The sequence below is a fragment of the Vreelandella indica genome, from assembly GCF_037070225.1.
Classification (GTDB): Bacteria; Pseudomonadota; Gammaproteobacteria; order Pseudomonadales; family Halomonadaceae; genus Vreelandella; species Vreelandella arctica.
Map to the genome: position 1 here is coordinate 162,486 of NZ_JBANSO010000001.1, position 15,846 is coordinate 178,331.

General features: G+C 54.7%; 14 protein-coding genes. 1 reads left to right on the forward strand and 13 read right to left on the reverse strand.

The window, feature by feature from the left end; genetic code table 11:
• Positions 1-12: 12 nt before the first annotated feature.
• Positions 13-375, reverse strand: coding sequence for a hypothetical protein (locus V8L71_RS00770; protein WP_101146215.1), 363 nt, complete (start codon positions 373-375; stop codon positions 13-15).
• 113 nt (positions 376-488) lie between these two features.
• Between V8L71_RS00770 and V8L71_RS00775 the strand changes: the two genes are divergently transcribed.
• Positions 489-953: a DUF721 domain-containing protein gene (locus tag V8L71_RS00775; RefSeq protein ID WP_176303110.1), complete on the forward strand. Its 465-nt coding sequence runs from the start codon at positions 489-491 to the stop codon at positions 951-953.
• Positions 954-1,131: 178 nt separating this feature from the next.
• On the opposite strand, the gene lpxC is transcribed toward V8L71_RS00775, so the two are convergent.
• From lpxC to V8L71_RS00835, 12 genes are all read right to left on the reverse strand, one after another.
• Positions 1,132-2,043, reverse strand: coding sequence for a UDP-3-O-acyl-N-acetylglucosamine deacetylase (lpxC, locus tag V8L71_RS00780; protein WP_101146217.1), 912 nt, complete (start codon positions 2,041-2,043; stop codon positions 1,132-1,134).
• A 133-nt stretch (positions 2,044-2,176) separates the two neighbouring features.
• A complete protein-coding gene (ftsZ, locus tag V8L71_RS00785; RefSeq protein WP_101146218.1) occupies positions 2,177-3,352 on the reverse strand; it encodes a cell division protein FtsZ in 1,176 nt (391 codons plus the stop codon).
• Between the two features lie 34 nt (positions 3,353-3,386).
• Entirely contained in the window at positions 3,387-4,676 is a 1,290-nt protein-coding gene (gene ftsA / locus V8L71_RS00790; protein ID WP_101146219.1) for a cell division protein FtsA, read from the reverse strand.
• Positions 4,677-4,990: 314 nt separating this feature from the next.
• The gene (locus V8L71_RS00795; RefSeq protein ID WP_101146220.1) at positions 4,991-5,704 is read right to left on the reverse strand and encodes a cell division protein FtsQ/DivIB; all 714 of its coding nucleotides are present in this window, start codon (positions 5,702-5,704) and stop codon (positions 4,991-4,993) included.
• Between the two features lie 24 nt (positions 5,705-5,728).
• Positions 5,729-6,670, reverse strand: a complete 942-nt coding sequence (locus V8L71_RS00800) for a D-alanine--D-alanine ligase (RefSeq protein ID WP_101146221.1) — start codon at positions 6,668-6,670, stop codon at positions 5,729-5,731.
• On the reverse strand, positions 6,667-8,115 hold the full coding sequence (murC, locus tag V8L71_RS00805) for a UDP-N-acetylmuramate--L-alanine ligase (protein WP_101146289.1): 1,449 nt from the start codon (positions 8,113-8,115) through the stop codon (positions 6,667-6,669). Before murC ends, V8L71_RS00800 begins: the two co-directional genes overlap by 4 nt.
• Positions 8,116-8,132: 17 nt before the next feature.
• Positions 8,133-9,227 carry an undecaprenyldiphospho-muramoylpentapeptide beta-N-acetylglucosaminyltransferase gene (gene murG, locus V8L71_RS00810; RefSeq protein WP_336273033.1) on the reverse strand — a complete coding sequence of 365 codons (1,095 nt, stop codon included), beginning with the start codon at positions 9,225-9,227 and terminating at the stop codon, positions 8,133-8,135.
• 36 nt (positions 9,228-9,263) lie between these two features.
• Complete coding sequence (gene ftsW / locus V8L71_RS00815) at positions 9,264-10,445, reverse strand: putative lipid II flippase FtsW (RefSeq protein ID WP_281662129.1); 1,182 nt, start codon at positions 10,443-10,445, stop codon at positions 9,264-9,266.
• The gene (gene murD, locus V8L71_RS00820) at positions 10,442-11,830 is read right to left on the reverse strand and encodes a UDP-N-acetylmuramoyl-L-alanine--D-glutamate ligase (RefSeq protein WP_179914834.1); all 1,389 of its coding nucleotides are present in this window, start codon (positions 11,828-11,830) and stop codon (positions 10,442-10,444) included. Before murD ends, ftsW begins: the two co-directional genes overlap by 4 nt.
• Positions 11,831-11,888: 58 nt before the next feature.
• The gene (gene mraY, locus V8L71_RS00825) at positions 11,889-12,971 is read right to left on the reverse strand and encodes a phospho-N-acetylmuramoyl-pentapeptide-transferase (RefSeq protein WP_008958685.1); all 1,083 of its coding nucleotides are present in this window, start codon (positions 12,969-12,971) and stop codon (positions 11,889-11,891) included.
• Positions 12,972-12,985: 14 nt separating this feature from the next.
• Positions 12,986-14,338, reverse strand: a complete 1,353-nt coding sequence (locus V8L71_RS00830) for a UDP-N-acetylmuramoyl-tripeptide--D-alanyl-D-alanine ligase (RefSeq protein ID WP_336272936.1) — start codon at positions 14,336-14,338, stop codon at positions 12,986-12,988.
• Entirely contained in the window at positions 14,338-15,831 is a 1,494-nt protein-coding gene (locus tag V8L71_RS00835) for a UDP-N-acetylmuramoyl-L-alanyl-D-glutamate--2,6-diaminopimelate ligase (RefSeq protein WP_336272937.1), read from the reverse strand. Before V8L71_RS00835 ends, V8L71_RS00830 begins: the two co-directional genes overlap by 1 nt.
• Positions 15,832-15,846 lie beyond the last annotated feature (15 nt).

Here is a 15,846-nt window from a genome sequence, read left to right on the forward strand (position 1 = left end):
AAAGTAAGTATCTTAACGGCATACTTGATGGGCAGGAGGGCCGCGCTGGGTCAAAACATCACGCGCCGCCACCAGCAGGGCCATCGGCGCAAGCCAACTGCTGAGACGCCGCATCGGGGCAAAGCGCCTAGGGCGTTGAGCCCAACGGCGCAGAGCGCGCTGCCGTTTAGCAATCCAGTGCGACTGCGCACGTAAAATCGCGGGTACCCATAAACAGATAGTAACGCTGCGTTCGCCACTGCGAAAAGCATCCGCAGGGCTTAAACTCGCGGGTAATAGGCAACTTACTAATAAGCCGGCCAGCCACCAACGCGCTAAGCCATACCGGCGATGGCGCCGCGGCAAAGCTGATTGAACATCAAGCGTAGGTGACATGCTGTAGACCGGCTCCTGAGCGTGGTAAAATCTGCTAAAGTTGAGATCGGTTAATGTCTCCGACATCATCATTAGCGGCACCCTAGGATAGCGGTGCCCTAGGAATTAAGCGTATGAGTATAAAGGTTAAGCGTTCTCGCGCACAGCCCATTGCCCGCCTACTCTCAAAGTCCGGCGATATTAGTCAGTTAATGCGCCTATCTCGTTTAATTGACCAGGCGCAGCAGCATCTTCGCGCGCATCTGCCCGAAGAGATGCGAGCACATATTTTTGTCGGTGGCTTTCGCGAAGGTCGCTTAACATTGATCAGTGGTCAAGCGGGCTGGCTAACCTGGTTACGTTTTGAGCAGCGTCGCCTATTAGAGCTGCTTCATCAGTTGCCTGGCTTTGAAAGCGTGAGCGGTTTTACCTTTAAAGTGCGCCCTGTGCACCCTATCGTCGCCCCGCCACGTAATACACGCAGTCTTTCAGCAGATGCAGGCAAAACCCTGGCTGAATGCGCTGAAGATACGACCAATCCCACGTTAAAGCGCGCCCTTGAACGGCTTGCCTCTCATGCTCGGCCACCCAACGAGTAATAGCTGCCATAAGGGTTAGGCAAACTTACCGGCTATTAACGCTCTAGGCGTAAAGTGAATGCTGGCGGCAAAATGCATAAAGCACCGCCTAAGCGATGCTTTATTGATATTACCATTGCTACGACAACCCTTCGGTCTACCCTATTAGCCAATAACAGCTTGTCTATTAGCGGCTGTACTATGCCATTGCGGGTGCAGCATAAGAAATCGGCGCCACGGCCTTATCTTCTTCAAACGTCACTATTTCATAAGCGTCAGGCTGAGCCATCAGCTCACGGCACAGCTGATTATTCAGCGCATGCCCTGACTTAACACCACGAAACTCGCCAATCAAGCTATAGCCCAACTGGTATAAATCCCCGATGGCATCTAATACTTTATGCTTGACGAATTCATCTTCGTAGCGCAAACCACCTTCGTTAACAATGCGGTAATCATCTACCACGATCGCATTATCCAAACTACCGCCTAATGCCAAATTGTTAGAGCGTAAAAACTCTAAATCACGCATAAAACCAAAGGTACGCGCACGTGACACTTCTTTGACAAAAGATGTGGTCGAAAAATCGATCAACGCCGTCTGTTTCTGCTGTTCAAAAACGGGGTGGTCAAAATCAATCGCAAACGAGACTTTAAACCCTTGATGGGGCAAGAAAACGGCCTCTTTATCACCATCGGTAACGGCTACACGATGCTTGATGCGAATAAATTTCTTCGCGGCATTCTGTTCCAAAATACCCGCTGACTGAATCAAAAAAACAAATGGACTAGCACTACCATCCATAATCGGCACTTCAGGTTCGCTTACGTCCACATAAGCGTTATCAATGCCCAACCCTGCAAAAGCCGACATAAGGTGCTCAACGGTAGCGACCTTAACCCCGTTACTGGAGAGTGCTGTGCATAGCTTGGTATCTTCAACCAATTCAGCGCGCGCTGGCACGTGTACGACAGGATCCAGATCGGTTCTAACAAACACAATCCCAGTATTGGCGGGCGCCGGACGCAGCGCTAAGTGGACTTTTTTGCCAGAATGCAGGCCCACTCCGGTGGCGCGTATGACGTTTTGTAGGGTGCGTTGTCTGATCATGGGCAGTAATCGTACTCTGGTGACGGTAGTGACCGTAGAAAAAAGTTATCAAACAGTGTTCACTTTAACAGCAAGCGAGCGTTTTAGCCAATAAAACGCTCGCCGACTGTTGCAATAAAGCTGTTTTGTAGAATCAATCCGCCTGACGGCGTAAAAACGCGGGGATGTCCAAATAGTCATCGGCTTCAGTAGAGCGACGCTTTTCAGGACGAGGTTTAGCGGCTGTTTCGGTTGCTTCAGCGCGTGCTGTCGCCTGCTGACGCATTACCGTTGGCTGTTGCAGCTTGCGGTAATCCGAGGATTCTGCAGCTGACCGGCGGGCAGGCTCGCGCGCGGCCGTCTTAGGTTTTTGCCCATCTAAACCAGCAGCCACAACGGTCACACGCAGCTCGTCGGACATTTCCATATCAATGGAGGTGCCCACCACGATAGTCGCATCCGGAGACGCAAACTCTTGAACAGTGGCACCGACGTCATTGAATTCGCCGATGGACAAATCAGGACCAGCAGTGATGTTGACCAGAATACCCCGCGCGCCATGAAGATCGATATCTTCCAACAACGGGCTGCGGATGGCCTTCTCGGCAGCTTCACGAGCACGATTCTCGCCCGTCGCCCCACCGGTACCCATCATCGCCATGCCCATTTCAGACATCACGGTGCGCACATCAGCAAAATCGACGTTGATGATACCTGGGCTGGTAATCAGCTCTGCGATACCTTGTACAGCGCCTAGCAGCACGTCATTAGCCGCACTGAAAGCCGTTAGCAGTGTCGCATTTTTGCCCAACACAGAAAGCAGCTTCTCGTTGGGGATCGTGATCAACGAATCAACATGCTCGGAGAGTTCTTTCATACCCTCCTCGGCGGCACGCATTCGCTTCGGCCCTTCAAATGGGAAGGGGCGAGTCACCACCGCGACGGTGAGAATCCCTAGCTCTTTGGCGACCTGTGCCACTACAGGAGCACCACCGGTGCCGGTCCCACCGCCCATACCGGCAGTGATAAACACCATATCAGCGCCTACCAGCAATTCCGCAATACGCTCGCGGTCTTCCATTGCTGCCTGACGACCCACGTCGGGATTGGCACCTGCGCCCAATCCTTTAGTGATTTCGCTACCCAGTTGCAACACGGTTTTTGCTGAACAGCGCTTAAGCGCCTGGGCGTCAGTGTTAGCGCAGATAAACTCAACGCCTTCAATATTGCTTTCGACCATGTGGTTAACAGCATTGCCGCCACCGCCGCCAACACCAACCACTTTGATGACCGCACTGCTCGAGGGTGCGTTATCTACCAATTCGAACATAAGCCCCGTCTCCTGAACCGCGCTTGCGGCCCTGTCAGAAATTTCCTTTGAACCAGCCTTTAATTCTAGCTAGCGCCGAATGGTCTTCCTTGATATCACGCCGGGCAAGCTCATTGCGGCCCTTATGGGCAGCAACCACTCCCCCGTGGCTTTTTAGGCCTTGCCCATGACGCGTTTCTTGCAAGGCATAATGCAGCAGCCCAACGCCCGTCGCATAAATTGGGTTGCGTACGACGTCCGCCAAACCTCTTACATTCTGTGGACATGCGATGCGAACTGGCATATGAAAAATCTCTTCCGCCAATTCACTAACCCCTTCCATGCGCGAGGTTCCACCGGTAAGCACAATCCCAGCAGCCACCATGTCTTCATAGCCACTTCGGCGCAACTCATCTCTTACTAGCGTAAACAGTTCTTCGTAGCGCGGCTCTACCACTTCAGCCAGTGCTTGGCGCGATAGATCACGCGCAGGTCGATCACCTACGCTAGGTACTTTAATCATTTCATCGCTTGACGCTAAGTGAGTGAGCGCGCAAGCGTATTTAACTTTAATCTCTTCAGCGTGTTGGGTCGGCGTACGCAGGGCCATGGCAATATCGTTAGTGACTTGGTCACCGGCAATAGGTATAACCGCCGTGTGACGTATGGCGCCTTCACTGAAAATCGCCATATCAGTAGTGCCGCCGCCAATATCCACCATACAGACGCCCAGCTCACGCTCATCCTCGGTCAGCACCGCCATGCTTGAGGCTAGCTGCTCTAAAATAATAGCATCTACCTCCAGCCCACAGCGACGTACACACTTTTCTATATTCTGCACCGCGTTTAAGGCGGCCGTCACTAAATGCACTTGAGCTTCCAAGCGCACCCCAGACATGCCTAGTGGCTCGCGTATCCCCCCTTGAGCATCAATCGAAAACTCTTGAGGCAATACATGCAATACACGCTGGCCTTCAGAAATAGCACGCGCCCGAGCAGAATCAATAACGCGTTCAATATCAGAAGGTGTCACTTCACGCTCTTTAATAGCCACAACACCGTCAGAGTTCATTGAACTGATATGACTACCAGCCACGCCAACATACACTGAATGGATATCACAGCCAGCCATCAACTCGGCTTCTTCAACTGCGCGCTGGATAGACTGCACCGTTGATTCAATATTGATTACAACACCACGCTTCATACCGCGCGAAGGGTGCGAACCAATACCGGCAATTTCAATTCCGCCGTCATCGGTGGGTTGACCGACTATCGCGACGACCTTGGACGTTCCAATGTCCAGCCCGACCACCATATTGGATGCGTTGGGTGAGCCTGCCATGAGTCGGGAAATCTCCTTGCGTCATTGTTAAAAAATAAATATTAATTGGGAGCCGCTTAATCCAACGCTTAACATTGAAAGCGTGCTATCCAAAATAAACAGTGGTTGTTTTCTGACACTCACTAAGTACAAATAGCTGAAATTAAAAACCACTTAACCAGCGTCTGGCCCATAGTATAGAAACAATAGTCGCAATACGACTAGCACGAACCCACAATAATAGGCATAGAAAGCAATTTAAAGCCGATTACTGGCTTTTTCAACGATGGCAGTCACTCACTTTTACACCTTATTTGCGTCAAGTAATAGAAGAGTTACTCATCTTGCACAGCAAATTCACTTTCTCCGTGCCAAGCAACAGCGACACCATTAGGGTAACGCAGATCTATATAGCGAATTTGCTCGCTTAGCGAATTCAACTCGCGTTGCCATGACGCCGATAAACGTGCCAAACGGACTTCATGCTGCCGACGTCCTAACATCACCCAAGCGCCTTCGTTTAACTGCAGCCTCCATGCGCCGCGCGGCTCTAAACGAAGTTGTGTAAGCTCAAGTGATAGCTGCTCAAAGTGACGTTTAAGCCGATGATAGTAGGTTAACACTTCTTCACTGCTACCGCCGGGGCCAGCCAGATCAGGCAAACCTGAGGGCGGGTTTAAGGGGGCAAATGCGAAAGGCTCCCCTTCTGGGTTAAGTAAAAAATCATCATTCCAGCGTGCGACCGGCTGTTGTTCAATTAGTTCAAAGACTAGTGCATTGGGCCACTCACGGGTAATACGCACTTCATTCAACCAGCCCACTTTTAGAGCGCGGTCGCGCAGCTCACCCAGATCCGCCGAAAGCCAAGTGGCATCGACCACCAAGGGCGCCAGCTGGGTACGCAGATAGTCAGCGCTGACATACTCCCATTCACCGCGGATTGAAACCCGCTCAATCGGGCGGTCTAGCCACAGCCAAAGCGCCCGGCCACCGGCGCCCATCAGCAAGGCTAATAGAATAACGCCCAACCAAGCATTACGCCTTTTCATAAGGCACCCTTCATAACAAACTCGTCATAGCGATAACTGCCTGCCAGCGGTATTCAATATTTCCATCACTAGCTCGTCAAAAGAGATACCCGCATGTGCCGCTGCCTGAGGAACCAAGCTATGGTCGGTCATCCCAGGCACCGTATTAACTTCCAGTAGCCAGAAACGTCCTTCGCTATCGCGCATGACATCCACCCGCCCCCAGCCAACGCCGCCAATCGCGGCAAACGCCTGTTGGCATAGATCCGCAAGCGCAGCTTCCTGCTCCGAGGGCAGTCCACACGGCAAATGATATTGAGTGGTATTAGCGATATATTTCGCTTCGTAGTCGTAGAAACCGCCCGGCACTTCAACGCGAATCGCTGGCAATACCTGGCTACCAAGCAGCGCGACCGTGTACTCGTCGCCGACGATAAAGCGCTCTGCCATTACGCGTGCGTCGAACTGCGCCGCCTCGTGATACGCAGCTTCAAGCGCCGCCTGACTTTTGACAATGCTAATACCTAGCGTTGAGCCTTCATGCACGGGTTTCACAATCAGCGGCAAGCCAAGCTGAGCGACCACGGCTGACCAATCCGAACCGGCATCCAGCATGATGCTCTCTGGCGTCGGCAAGCCAACCGCACTCCATACTTGCTTGGTGCGCTGCTTATCCATACCCAACGCTGAGGCAAGCACGCCACTGCCGGTATAGGGAATATTGAGCAGCTCCAGCGCCCCCTGAAGCGTGCCGTCTTCACCGCCGCGTCCATGCAAGGCAACGAAGACCACCGAAGGAGCCAGCTGCTCTAATCCCACCAGGCCGTTGTCGCGGGGGTCATAACCACAGGCATCGATGCCCTTACGCTGAAGGGCCTCAAGTACTGCCGCCCCGCTTTTAAGCGATACCTCGCGTTCAGCAGACGTACCGCCGTAAACGACAACGACTTTTCCGTGCGACTCAGGGTTTGTTACGTCAACGCTCACAGATCTACCTCGTTCATCGCTAGCTGTGCCTGTGCAAGACGCTGGGAAATCCCTCCCACATCACCAGCACCCTGGGTAATTAAAATATCGCCTGGCCGTAACACATTGGCTAACAGCACCGGCAACTCGTGCTTATGCTCGACAAAGAGCGGATCGACTTCTCCACGCTGGCGAATCGACCCAGCCAGGGTTCTCCCCTCGGCACCAGGAATAATAGCTTCACCGGCGCTGTAAACATCAAGCAGCACCAACGTATCGACTTGGGAAAGTACGCGTACAAAGTCTTCATACAAATCGCGGGTACGGCTATAGCGATGGGGTTGGTAAAGCATCACCAGACGGCGCTCGGGCCACCCAGCGCGAACGGCCTGAATAACCATGTCGACTTCACGTGGGTGGTGACCATAGTCATCCACCAGCATGATGTCGCCGCCGCCTTTTGGTGCAGGGAAATGCCCATGCACCTGAAACCGCCGACCCACGCCTGCAAAGCTCGCCAACCCACTCAAAATCGCACTATCGCTGACACCCGCATCAGTAGCCACAACAATCGCCGCCATGGCGTTAAGAGCATTGTGGCGACCCGGCATGGCCAAACGTACCGTTAACGGCTCAGCGCCGCCTGGGCGTAACGCAGTAAACGAGACCTCTCCTTCTCGCTGGGCAAAATCGACAATGCGATAGTCAGCATCGCTATCAAAACCATAGGTCACAAACTGCCGCTTCACCTGATCGCACAGTACGCGGACATGCGGGTCATCAATACACAGTACCGCTAGGCCATAAAACGGTAGATTATGCAGAAATTCGATAAAGGTACTTTTCAGCCGCTCGAAGTCACCACCATAGGTCGCCATATGGTCAGCATCAATATTGGTAACGATGGATACCATTGGCTGCAGGTGCAGAAACGAGGCGTCGGACTCATCGGCTTCGGCAACGAGGTAGTCGCCCTCGCCCAGGCGAGCATTGGTACCGGCGCTGGTTAGCTTACCGCCGATCACAAAGGTCGGGTCTAATCCTCCCTCGGCCAGCAGGGTCGCCGTCAAACTGGTCGTGGTGGTTTTGCCATGGGTACCCGCCACGGCAATCCCGTGACGAAAGCGCATCAGCTCGGCGAGCATCTCAGCCCGGCGCACGACCGGTACACGATGCTCGTGGGCCCAGCGAATTTCAGGGTTGGTTTCATCAATGGCGCTGGACACCACCACCACGTCAGCATTTTCCACGTTTTCTTCAGCATGACCGATCGCCACGCATACACCGCATTGGCGCAGCCGCTCTACGACTGAAGAGGTTTTCATGTCGCTACCGCTGACGATATAGCCCTGGTTAGCCAGCACCTCTGCAATACCGCACATACCTGCGCCACCAATACCCACAAAATGAATGCGCCGAATGCGACGCATACCTGGGCCAGCGGGAGTGCCACGTGAGGGAGTCATGGGTTTGTCTTTATCGATCACGCAGAGTCTCCTAGCTTTATCATCGCCAAACACCCTTCAGCCAAGCGCTGAGTCGCATCCAAATGCGCGGCCTGACGTGCTTTCGCCGCCATCGCAGCCAGGGTATTGGGGACGAGCAATTCATTTAAAAATTCACTTAACCGCTCAACCGTCAGCTCAGACTGTACAACGCACTTGGCGGCCCCCGCCTTAACCAACACCTGCGCGTTGATACGCTGATGGTCATCGACCGCAAAGGGAAAAGGCACCAGCAATGCAGGCTTGGCGGCGGCGGCCAGCTCGGCCACGGTGAGCGCACCAGAGCGGCATACCACTAAATCGGCCCACTCATAAGCAGCAGCCATATCATCAATAAAGGGACTAACCTCAGCGTTTACGCCGTGCTGCTGATAATTTTCGGCAGTCGCAACATCACGATCCTTACCCGCCTGATGGCGGACCTCGGGTCGCTGCTCAACAGGCAGTTCAGCAAGCGCTGGCGCCAAGCGTTCGTTTAGCGCCACTGCGCCAAGCGAGCCCCCCACCACTAGCAGACGCAGTGGCCGAGCAGTGAGCGCGTCGGCACTTCGTGGCGTGCTACCCAAGGCGGCGATATCGTCACGCACGGGATTACCAATCACTTCGGCGCGTGAGCCAAATGCTTCTGGGAAAGCGGCATAGGTACGTTTAGCCAGTCGCGATAAAACGCGATTTGTCAGCCCTGCGACCGCGTTCTGCTCATGGATAACCAGAGGAATGCGTGTCAACCAAGCTGCCAACCCGCCAGGGCCACTGGCAAAGCCACCCAGGCCTACCACAACATGCGGCTTGAACTCTCGAATCACCGTACGCGCCTCTAAGACTGCACGGGAGAGATTCAACGGCGCCTTTAGCCAGCCGGTTATGCCATTGCCACGCAGACCGCTGATGGCAATAGTATGCAATCTAATACCCGCCTCAGGCACCAGACGGTTCTCAATCCCCCTGGGGCTGCCCAGCCACTCAACATCCACCTGCTGCTTCTGCAGTGCGTTGGCGAGGGAAAGCGCCGGGAACACATGGCCGCCGGTGCCACCTGCCATTATCAGCACTCGTCGCCTAACATTAGTCATCACATCAAACTCCTGATAGCACCAAGCGGCATAACGTTACGATAAACGCGGTTCATGGCGCGATTTATACGGGGTGGACGCACGTCGGGGGCGGTGACGCGTTTCGGCATCCGTGCGCAGCAGCAGCCCCACCATCACGCCAGTCACCAATAGACTTGAACCGCCATAGCTCATTAGCGGCAATGTTAAACCCTTGGTTGGCAACAGCCCGGAACTTACCGCCATATTAATAAACGCCTGCGCAGCCACAATAAACCCGATGCCGTAACTTACATAAGCGCCAAAAAGATGCCCGGCCATCTCCGCTTTGCGCCCTACCCACATAGCGCGCGCAATAAATAGCGTAAACAGCAGCACGACAATAATCGCGCCGATCATTCCGAGCTCCTCGGCGATCACCGCAAAGATAAAATCGGTATGCGCTTCCGGCAGGTAGTGTAGTTTTTGCACACTGTTGCCCAGGCCGGTGCCAGTCACGTGCCCTCGCCCGAAGGCAATCAGCGCCTGGGTTAATTGGTAACCTGTCGCAAATTGATCTGCCCAGGGGTCAAGAAAACTAGTCCAACGCGCCAGTCGATAGGGCTCTATCACCACCATCATAACCGCCCCTGAGCCAAGCAGCGCGCCACTGCCCACAAGCAGTACTAGCGATGCGCCACTCATCATCAGCATACCGATGACGCAAACGGTAAAGACCACCATGCCGCCAAAATCCGGGGCTAGAAACAGCAGCCCGGCAGGAACCGCCAGCACGGCTAATGGGCGCCACATGCTGAATGCGCGCCGTCGCAAATCGTAGGTAAAACGCGACATAAATGCCGCCATATAAAAAATCAGCCCAATTTTGGCAAATTCAGAGACCTGCAAACTAGGCAATGGCCCCGGCAACGCTATCCAGCGCTTACTGCCGTTGATCTCCTGGCCAATAATCAGTACTAGAAACAACAGAAAGATAGAGGCGAGCAGAATAAGCGCAGCATTCTGGCGCCAGGCTTCCAGCGGCACACAGAGCATAAATACACATGCCATGATAGCGAGTACTAGGAAAATGCCGTGCTGGCGGGAGTAGTGGTAAGTATCTTCCAGTAAGCCAATTGAAGCGGAACTCACCATTACCCAGCCCAAACCCGCTAAGGCTACTGCCGCCATCACCAGCCAGATATCACAAGGCAAATCACGCGTGGTAAGAACAGTACGCAGACGCTGAAGCCGGCTCATGACGCTCCCCCAGTAGTGGACGCTGCCTGTTGATGCACCCAACGGCGAAATACCTCGCCACGTTCTTGGTAATTAGCAAACTGATCCAGGCTTGCACAGGCAGGTGATAGCAGCACACAGTCTCCAGGCTGAGCGATTTTAAACGCTGCTTGCATGGCCTGAGTTAGATCGTCTACTTGCTGAGTCGTCACGTGACCATCCAACGCCTCCGCCAATCGCGGAGCATCCAACCCAAACAGCAGCACATGACGCGCACACTTCTTCAAAGGCTCGGCCAGCGGGGTAAAATCCGCGCCCTTACCAACCCCGCCTGCCAATAAAATCAAACGTCCTTCCAGCGTAGCGCCAATGCCATTGATGGCTGCCAGAGTAGCGCCCACATTGGTGCCCTTGGTGTCGTTAACCCAGGTGACATCGTTGATACGCGCTATCATTTCGCTGCGATGTGCCAGCCCTTTAAAGTCACGCAGTGCGCGACACATGGGCGCCGCTGCAAACCCTAACGCCTGCCCCATCGCTAGCGCAGCCAGTGCATTAAGGTAATTGTGCTGCCCAGTCATGCTTAACTCATCAATGGACAACCAGGGGGTGTCGCCCTGCATCAGCATTAATTTACCTTGATCACGCGCCAGCCCCCACTGGCCCTCCACCGGAGCGTCATGGGAAAAGTAGGCCACTTGGTCAACGGGATAGTCAGGCCATGACAGAGGGTCATCCCCATTCACCACCGCGTGCTGGGCACCGATAAAGATACGTTGTTTTGCAGTTCGATAACCGTGCATATCACCGTGACGATCAAGGTGATCTTCGGACAGGTTCAGGAACGCGGCACAGCTCGCCCCCAGACAAGGTGTCGTCTCCAGCTGAAAGCTCGAGAGTTCAAGGATATAGAGCGCGGCATCCGGGTGGCTGGCCAACAAGTCCAACGCGGGGGTGCCCAAATTACCACCCACTGCCGCATTCACGCCTGCCTCCGCTGCCATTTCACCGAGCAGCGTGGTCACCGTCGACTTCGCATTAGAACCGGTAATCGCTGCAATGGGCGCCTTCGCGGCACGCACGAATAGAGCCATTTCACCCACCACCATCGGCTCCCCAGTGCGAGGATTTAACTGATCCGCCAGCTCTTTCAAGCCCGGCATTCTCGGGTCAAGCCCAGGGCTTACCACCACCTCTTCCACATCGCGCAGATCCAGCGCGGCAAGCGAGCCGCAGTGAATTTCCACCCCGGGATGCGCAGTGCGAAAATCATCAAGCCCCGGCGGTTCGGCCCGCGTGTCCGCTACCATGTAAGGTACATCTAAGCGACTTAAATGACGGCAGATAGCCCGACCGGAAAGCCCCAGCCCGACAACCAGCGTTACTCCCTTAGCTACTTGAACCATTACAAGCTCCCTCTCGCATCATGCCAACGATCCGTCGATGCACTCATGGTCAGATGCATTAACGAACTTTGAGCGTTGCGAGGCCAAGCAGCACCAGCACCACGGTAATAATCCAAAAGCGGACAATGACCCGCGGCTCAGGCCAGCCTTTCAATTCATAGTGATGATGCAAAGGCGCCATTCGGAAGATGCGACGCCCGGTGAGCTTGTAGGATCCCACCTGAAGGATGACCGACACTGTTTCCATGACAAAAACACCGCCCATGATAAACAGCACAATCTCCTGGCGTACGATCACGGCTACCACCCCCAGCGCAGCCCCTAACGCCAAGGCACCTACGTCGCCCATAAAGACCTGGGCGGGATAAGTGTTAAACCATAAAAACCCCAGCCCAGCGCCAGCAATCGTTGCGCAGAACACGGCTAATTCACCGGTTCCGGCAATAAACGGAATATGCAGATATTCGGCGAAAACGGTGTTGCCACTGGCATAAGCGAATACCGATAAGCCCATGGCCACGAGCACCGTCGGCATAATAGCCAGGCCATCTAAGCCATCAGTTAGATTGACGGCGTTGGAGCTCCCTACAATCACAAAATAGGTAAGCACGATATAGAAGACACCGAGCGGCAGAGCCACCTCTTTGAACAGCGGCACCAGCAGGCTGGTCTCGACCGGCGTGGAGGCGGTTAAATAGAGCAACAGCGCCGCCCCCAAACCCACCACCGACTGCCAGAAATACTTCCAGCGAGCGGGTAAACCGCGTGGATTTTTTTCCACTACTTTGCGGTAATCATCGACCCAGCCGATGGCGCCGAAGCCGAGCGTGACACCCAGCACCACCCAGATATAGAGATTGGTTAAGTCACCCCATAACAAGGTGCTGATGGCAATGGCCAGCAAAATCATTGCCCCCCCCATGGTGGGGGTGCCCGCTTTTGAGAGGTGGGATTGCGGCCCATCGTCACGCACGGATTGCCCGATCTGGCCTTCCACGAGGCGCCGAATCATCCATGGCCCCAGCCATAAACAGAGCATTAACGACGTGAGAGCGCCTAAAATTACGCGAAGGGTTAAATAGTTAACGACCTGAAAATCAGATTGGTACTGCGACAGAAAATTCGCCAAGTGAAGTAACATGAACGGCGTTTACCTTATTTATCCGAACGCAGTGCATTAACGACATGTTCCATGCCCGCACTGCGCGACCCTTTCACCAGCAACGTAGTGTCAGGCGGCAAAGTATGAGTGACATAACGCGTTAGCGTCTCGTGATCGTTAAAGTGCAGCCCACGACCAAAGGCTTCGCTGGCGGCACGTGCGGCCTCGCCCAGCGTTAACAGCTCATCAATACCAAGCTCGGCGGCATAGCGGCCGATATCGGCGTGCAGCGCAGCCGATGCTTCCCCCAGTTCGCCCATCGCCCCTAACGCACACCAGCGTGGCGGAGGAAAGCTGGCCAAGGTATCCAGGGCCGCTTTGACCGCGCCAGGATTGGCATTGTAAGTGTCATCCAGCACAGTGACACCGCGCCATCCGGATACCACGGCCAACCTACCGGCAAGCGCTTGCAGCGATTCCAAGCGTGATATCACTTGCTCTTCCGGCACGCCTAGCGTTAATGCTGCAGCTGCAGCAGCCAACGCATTACTGACATTGTGCTTGCCCAGTAACGGCAAACGCACCTGGCCCAGCGCTCGACCATGCTGAAATAGCGTGAAAGCATACCGCCCTTGCGAATCACAGGAAAGCGCTGCGGCGCTCACATCCGCCTCGGGGTGAAAACCAAAGCTCACCACCCGCCGCGGAGCCGCACAAGCAGCCCAAAACGTAAAATAGTGATCATCCCTATTCAGAACAGCAGTACCCTGCTCGCCCAGCCCGACCAGTAATTCACTTTTCGCCTGGGCAATCTGCCCCATGCCACCGAACTCGCCCACATGGGCACCGGTGACATTGGTGATAATCGCCACATCGGGCTTGGTCAGCGGGGCTGTCCAGGCGATTTCACCTAAATGATTAGCGCCCAGCTCAATCACCGCGGCTTGATGATGCGGCCGCAATCGTAATAAGGTCAGCGGCGCGCCAAAGTCGTTATTCAGATTACCTTGAGTGGCTAATACGTCGCCTAAAGGCGCTAGCAGAGCAGCACACATCTCTTTAACGGTCGTCTTTCCGCTATTGCCGGTGACGGCTACCACGGGACCATGCCATGCACGCCGGTGCACACCAGCAATCAGCCCCAGGGCCAAACGTGTATCGGGACACACCAGCTGGGGAAGGTCGACAGAAACGGGGGCGTCGACCAATGCCGCTACGGCACCGAGCTCGCTGGCAAGCGCAACAAAATCATGACCGTCAAAGCGAGGGCCTTTAAGGGCAACAAACAGGCAGCCAGACTCGATCTTGCGGCTATCGGTAACGACTGAACTGACTAACAGCTGCGCTTTATCAACAGGCGCCTCAATACCCAGCACAGAGGCGAGCTGGCCAAGTGTCCACTGCATTAGTGACTTCTCCGCCCAGCAAAGGCACGCTGGATCTCTTCGCTATCGGCATAGGCATGGCGCACTCCCTGGATATCCTGATACGCCTCATGGCCTTTTCCGGCGATAAGCACGACATCCTGTAAAGCCGCCTGCTTAATAGCGGTGGCCACAGCCTCACGACGATCCCCGATTTCAATAGGGTTCGCGGTGTCAGAGAACCCAGACAAAATCTGTTGGCGGATTTGCTCAGCGGACTCGTGCCTAGGATTATCATCGGTAACGATAATGTGGTCTGCCAGCGCCTCGGCAGCTTTAGCCATTTCGGCTCGCTTACCTGTATCGCGCTCTCCCCCGCAGCCGAATACACACCACAATTTGCCAGCATCACCCAGATGGGCACGCAGCGCTTGTAACGCGCTATGAAGCGCATCCGGCGTGTGCGCATAATCCACCACCACGGTAGGCGTGCCGTCACCACCATAGCGCTCCATCCTGCCCGGCACCGGCGTCAGCGAAGACGCGGCTGAGAAGAGGTCGTCGAGTGATTCGCCTAATCCGTACAACACAGCCATCGCTAACAGCACGTTATCTAAATTAAAACGCCCCATTAAACCTAAGCTAAGCATTTTCTCGCCCTCGGGAGTCGCAATCATTGCCTGCTGCCCCTGCTCAGAGGGCTGCCAGTCCAGCACGCGCAAGGTAACGGCTTCATCTTTACCCGTCGCCAGCACCCGTACATTACTGTTGCAACCTGCCAGCATTAAGCGTGCTAAGGGGTCATCGCCATTGACTACCGCTAGACGGAGCTCCGAGCGCCGAAAAAGCTTCGCTTTGGATGCTGCATAGGCGGCCATGCTGCCATGATAATCCAAATGGTCGCGCGTCAGATTGGTAAACACGCCTACGCTTACGTTTACCGTTTCTAAGCGGTACTGATCCAGCGCATGGGAAGAGGCCTCAAGCGCCACACGCCGCACACCCTGACTGGCAAGCTCACCCAGTGTCGCCTGCAGCGCTAAGGCGCCAGGCGTGGTTAAGCCGCTATCGCGCAACTCACCGGGACGCCCTACACCCAACGTACCAATCAGTCCGGTGGGCGTTCCTAATGTCTCGCTAAGTGCAGCGATATAATTAGTGACGGAGCTTTTACCGTTGGTACCGGTCACGCCAATCACTTCAAGATCATTAGGCACTTTAAACATGGCGCGCCCTAACTCACCCAAGCGCACCGAAAGATGCGGCAGTTTCAGCACGCGGCCTTCAAGCAGCACCTGACCGGGCTCGCCTTGCGCTAACACAAGCGCAGCACCCGCATTGAGCGCTTGCTCAATAAAATCGCGGCCATCACGCTGACTGCCCGGCACTGCCACAAAAACATCGCCCGTTTGTAGTTTGCGGGAATCCATTTCTATGCGTACTAGATCCGGCAGCTCAGGCAAATCGACGGGCAGTGGTGAATTAGGCCATACGTGCGCAAGCGCCGACACCACATCGACTGAACTCAGCGTCATGCAAACTCCTTAGAA

Coding starts and splice junctions, on each gene's coding strand:
- V8L71_RS00770 (WP_101146215.1), bottom strand. CDS start 375: ATGTCACCTACGCTTGATGTTCAATCAGCTTTGCCGCGGCGCCATCGC.
- V8L71_RS00775 (WP_176303110.1), top strand. CDS start 489: ATGAGTATAAAGGTTAAGCGTTCTCGCGCACAGCCCATTGCCCGCCTA.
- lpxC (WP_101146217.1), bottom strand. CDS start 2,043: ATGATCAGACAACGCACCCTACAAAACGTCATACGCGCCACCGGAGTG.
- ftsZ (WP_101146218.1), bottom strand. CDS start 3,352: ATGTTCGAATTGGTAGATAACGCACCCTCGAGCAGTGCGGTCATCAAA.
- ftsA (WP_101146219.1), bottom strand. CDS start 4,676: ATGGCAGGCTCACCCAACGCATCCAATATGGTGGTCGGGCTGGACATT.
- V8L71_RS00795 (WP_101146220.1), bottom strand. CDS start 5,704: ATGAAAAGGCGTAATGCTTGGTTGGGCGTTATTCTATTAGCCTTGCTG.
- murC (WP_101146289.1), bottom strand. CDS start 8,115: ATGACTCCCTCACGTGGCACTCCCGCTGGCCCAGGTATGCGTCGCATT.
- murG (WP_336273033.1), bottom strand. CDS start 9,227: ATGACTAATGTTAGGCGACGAGTGCTGATAATGGCAGGTGGCACCGGC.
- ftsW (WP_281662129.1), bottom strand. CDS start 10,445: ATGAGCCGGCTTCAGCGTCTGCGTACTGTTCTTACCACGCGTGATTTG.
- murD (WP_179914834.1), bottom strand. CDS start 11,830: ATGGTTCAAGTAGCTAAGGGAGTAACGCTGGTTGTCGGGCTGGGGCTT.
- mraY (WP_008958685.1), bottom strand. CDS start 12,971: ATGTTACTTCACTTGGCGAATTTTCTGTCGCAGTACCAATCTGATTTT.
- V8L71_RS00830 (WP_336272936.1), bottom strand. CDS start 14,338: ATGCAGTGGACACTTGGCCAGCTCGCCTCTGTGCTGGGTATTGAGGCG.
- V8L71_RS00835 (WP_336272937.1), bottom strand. CDS start 15,831: ATGACGCTGAGTTCAGTCGATGTGGTGTCGGCGCTTGCGCACGTATGG.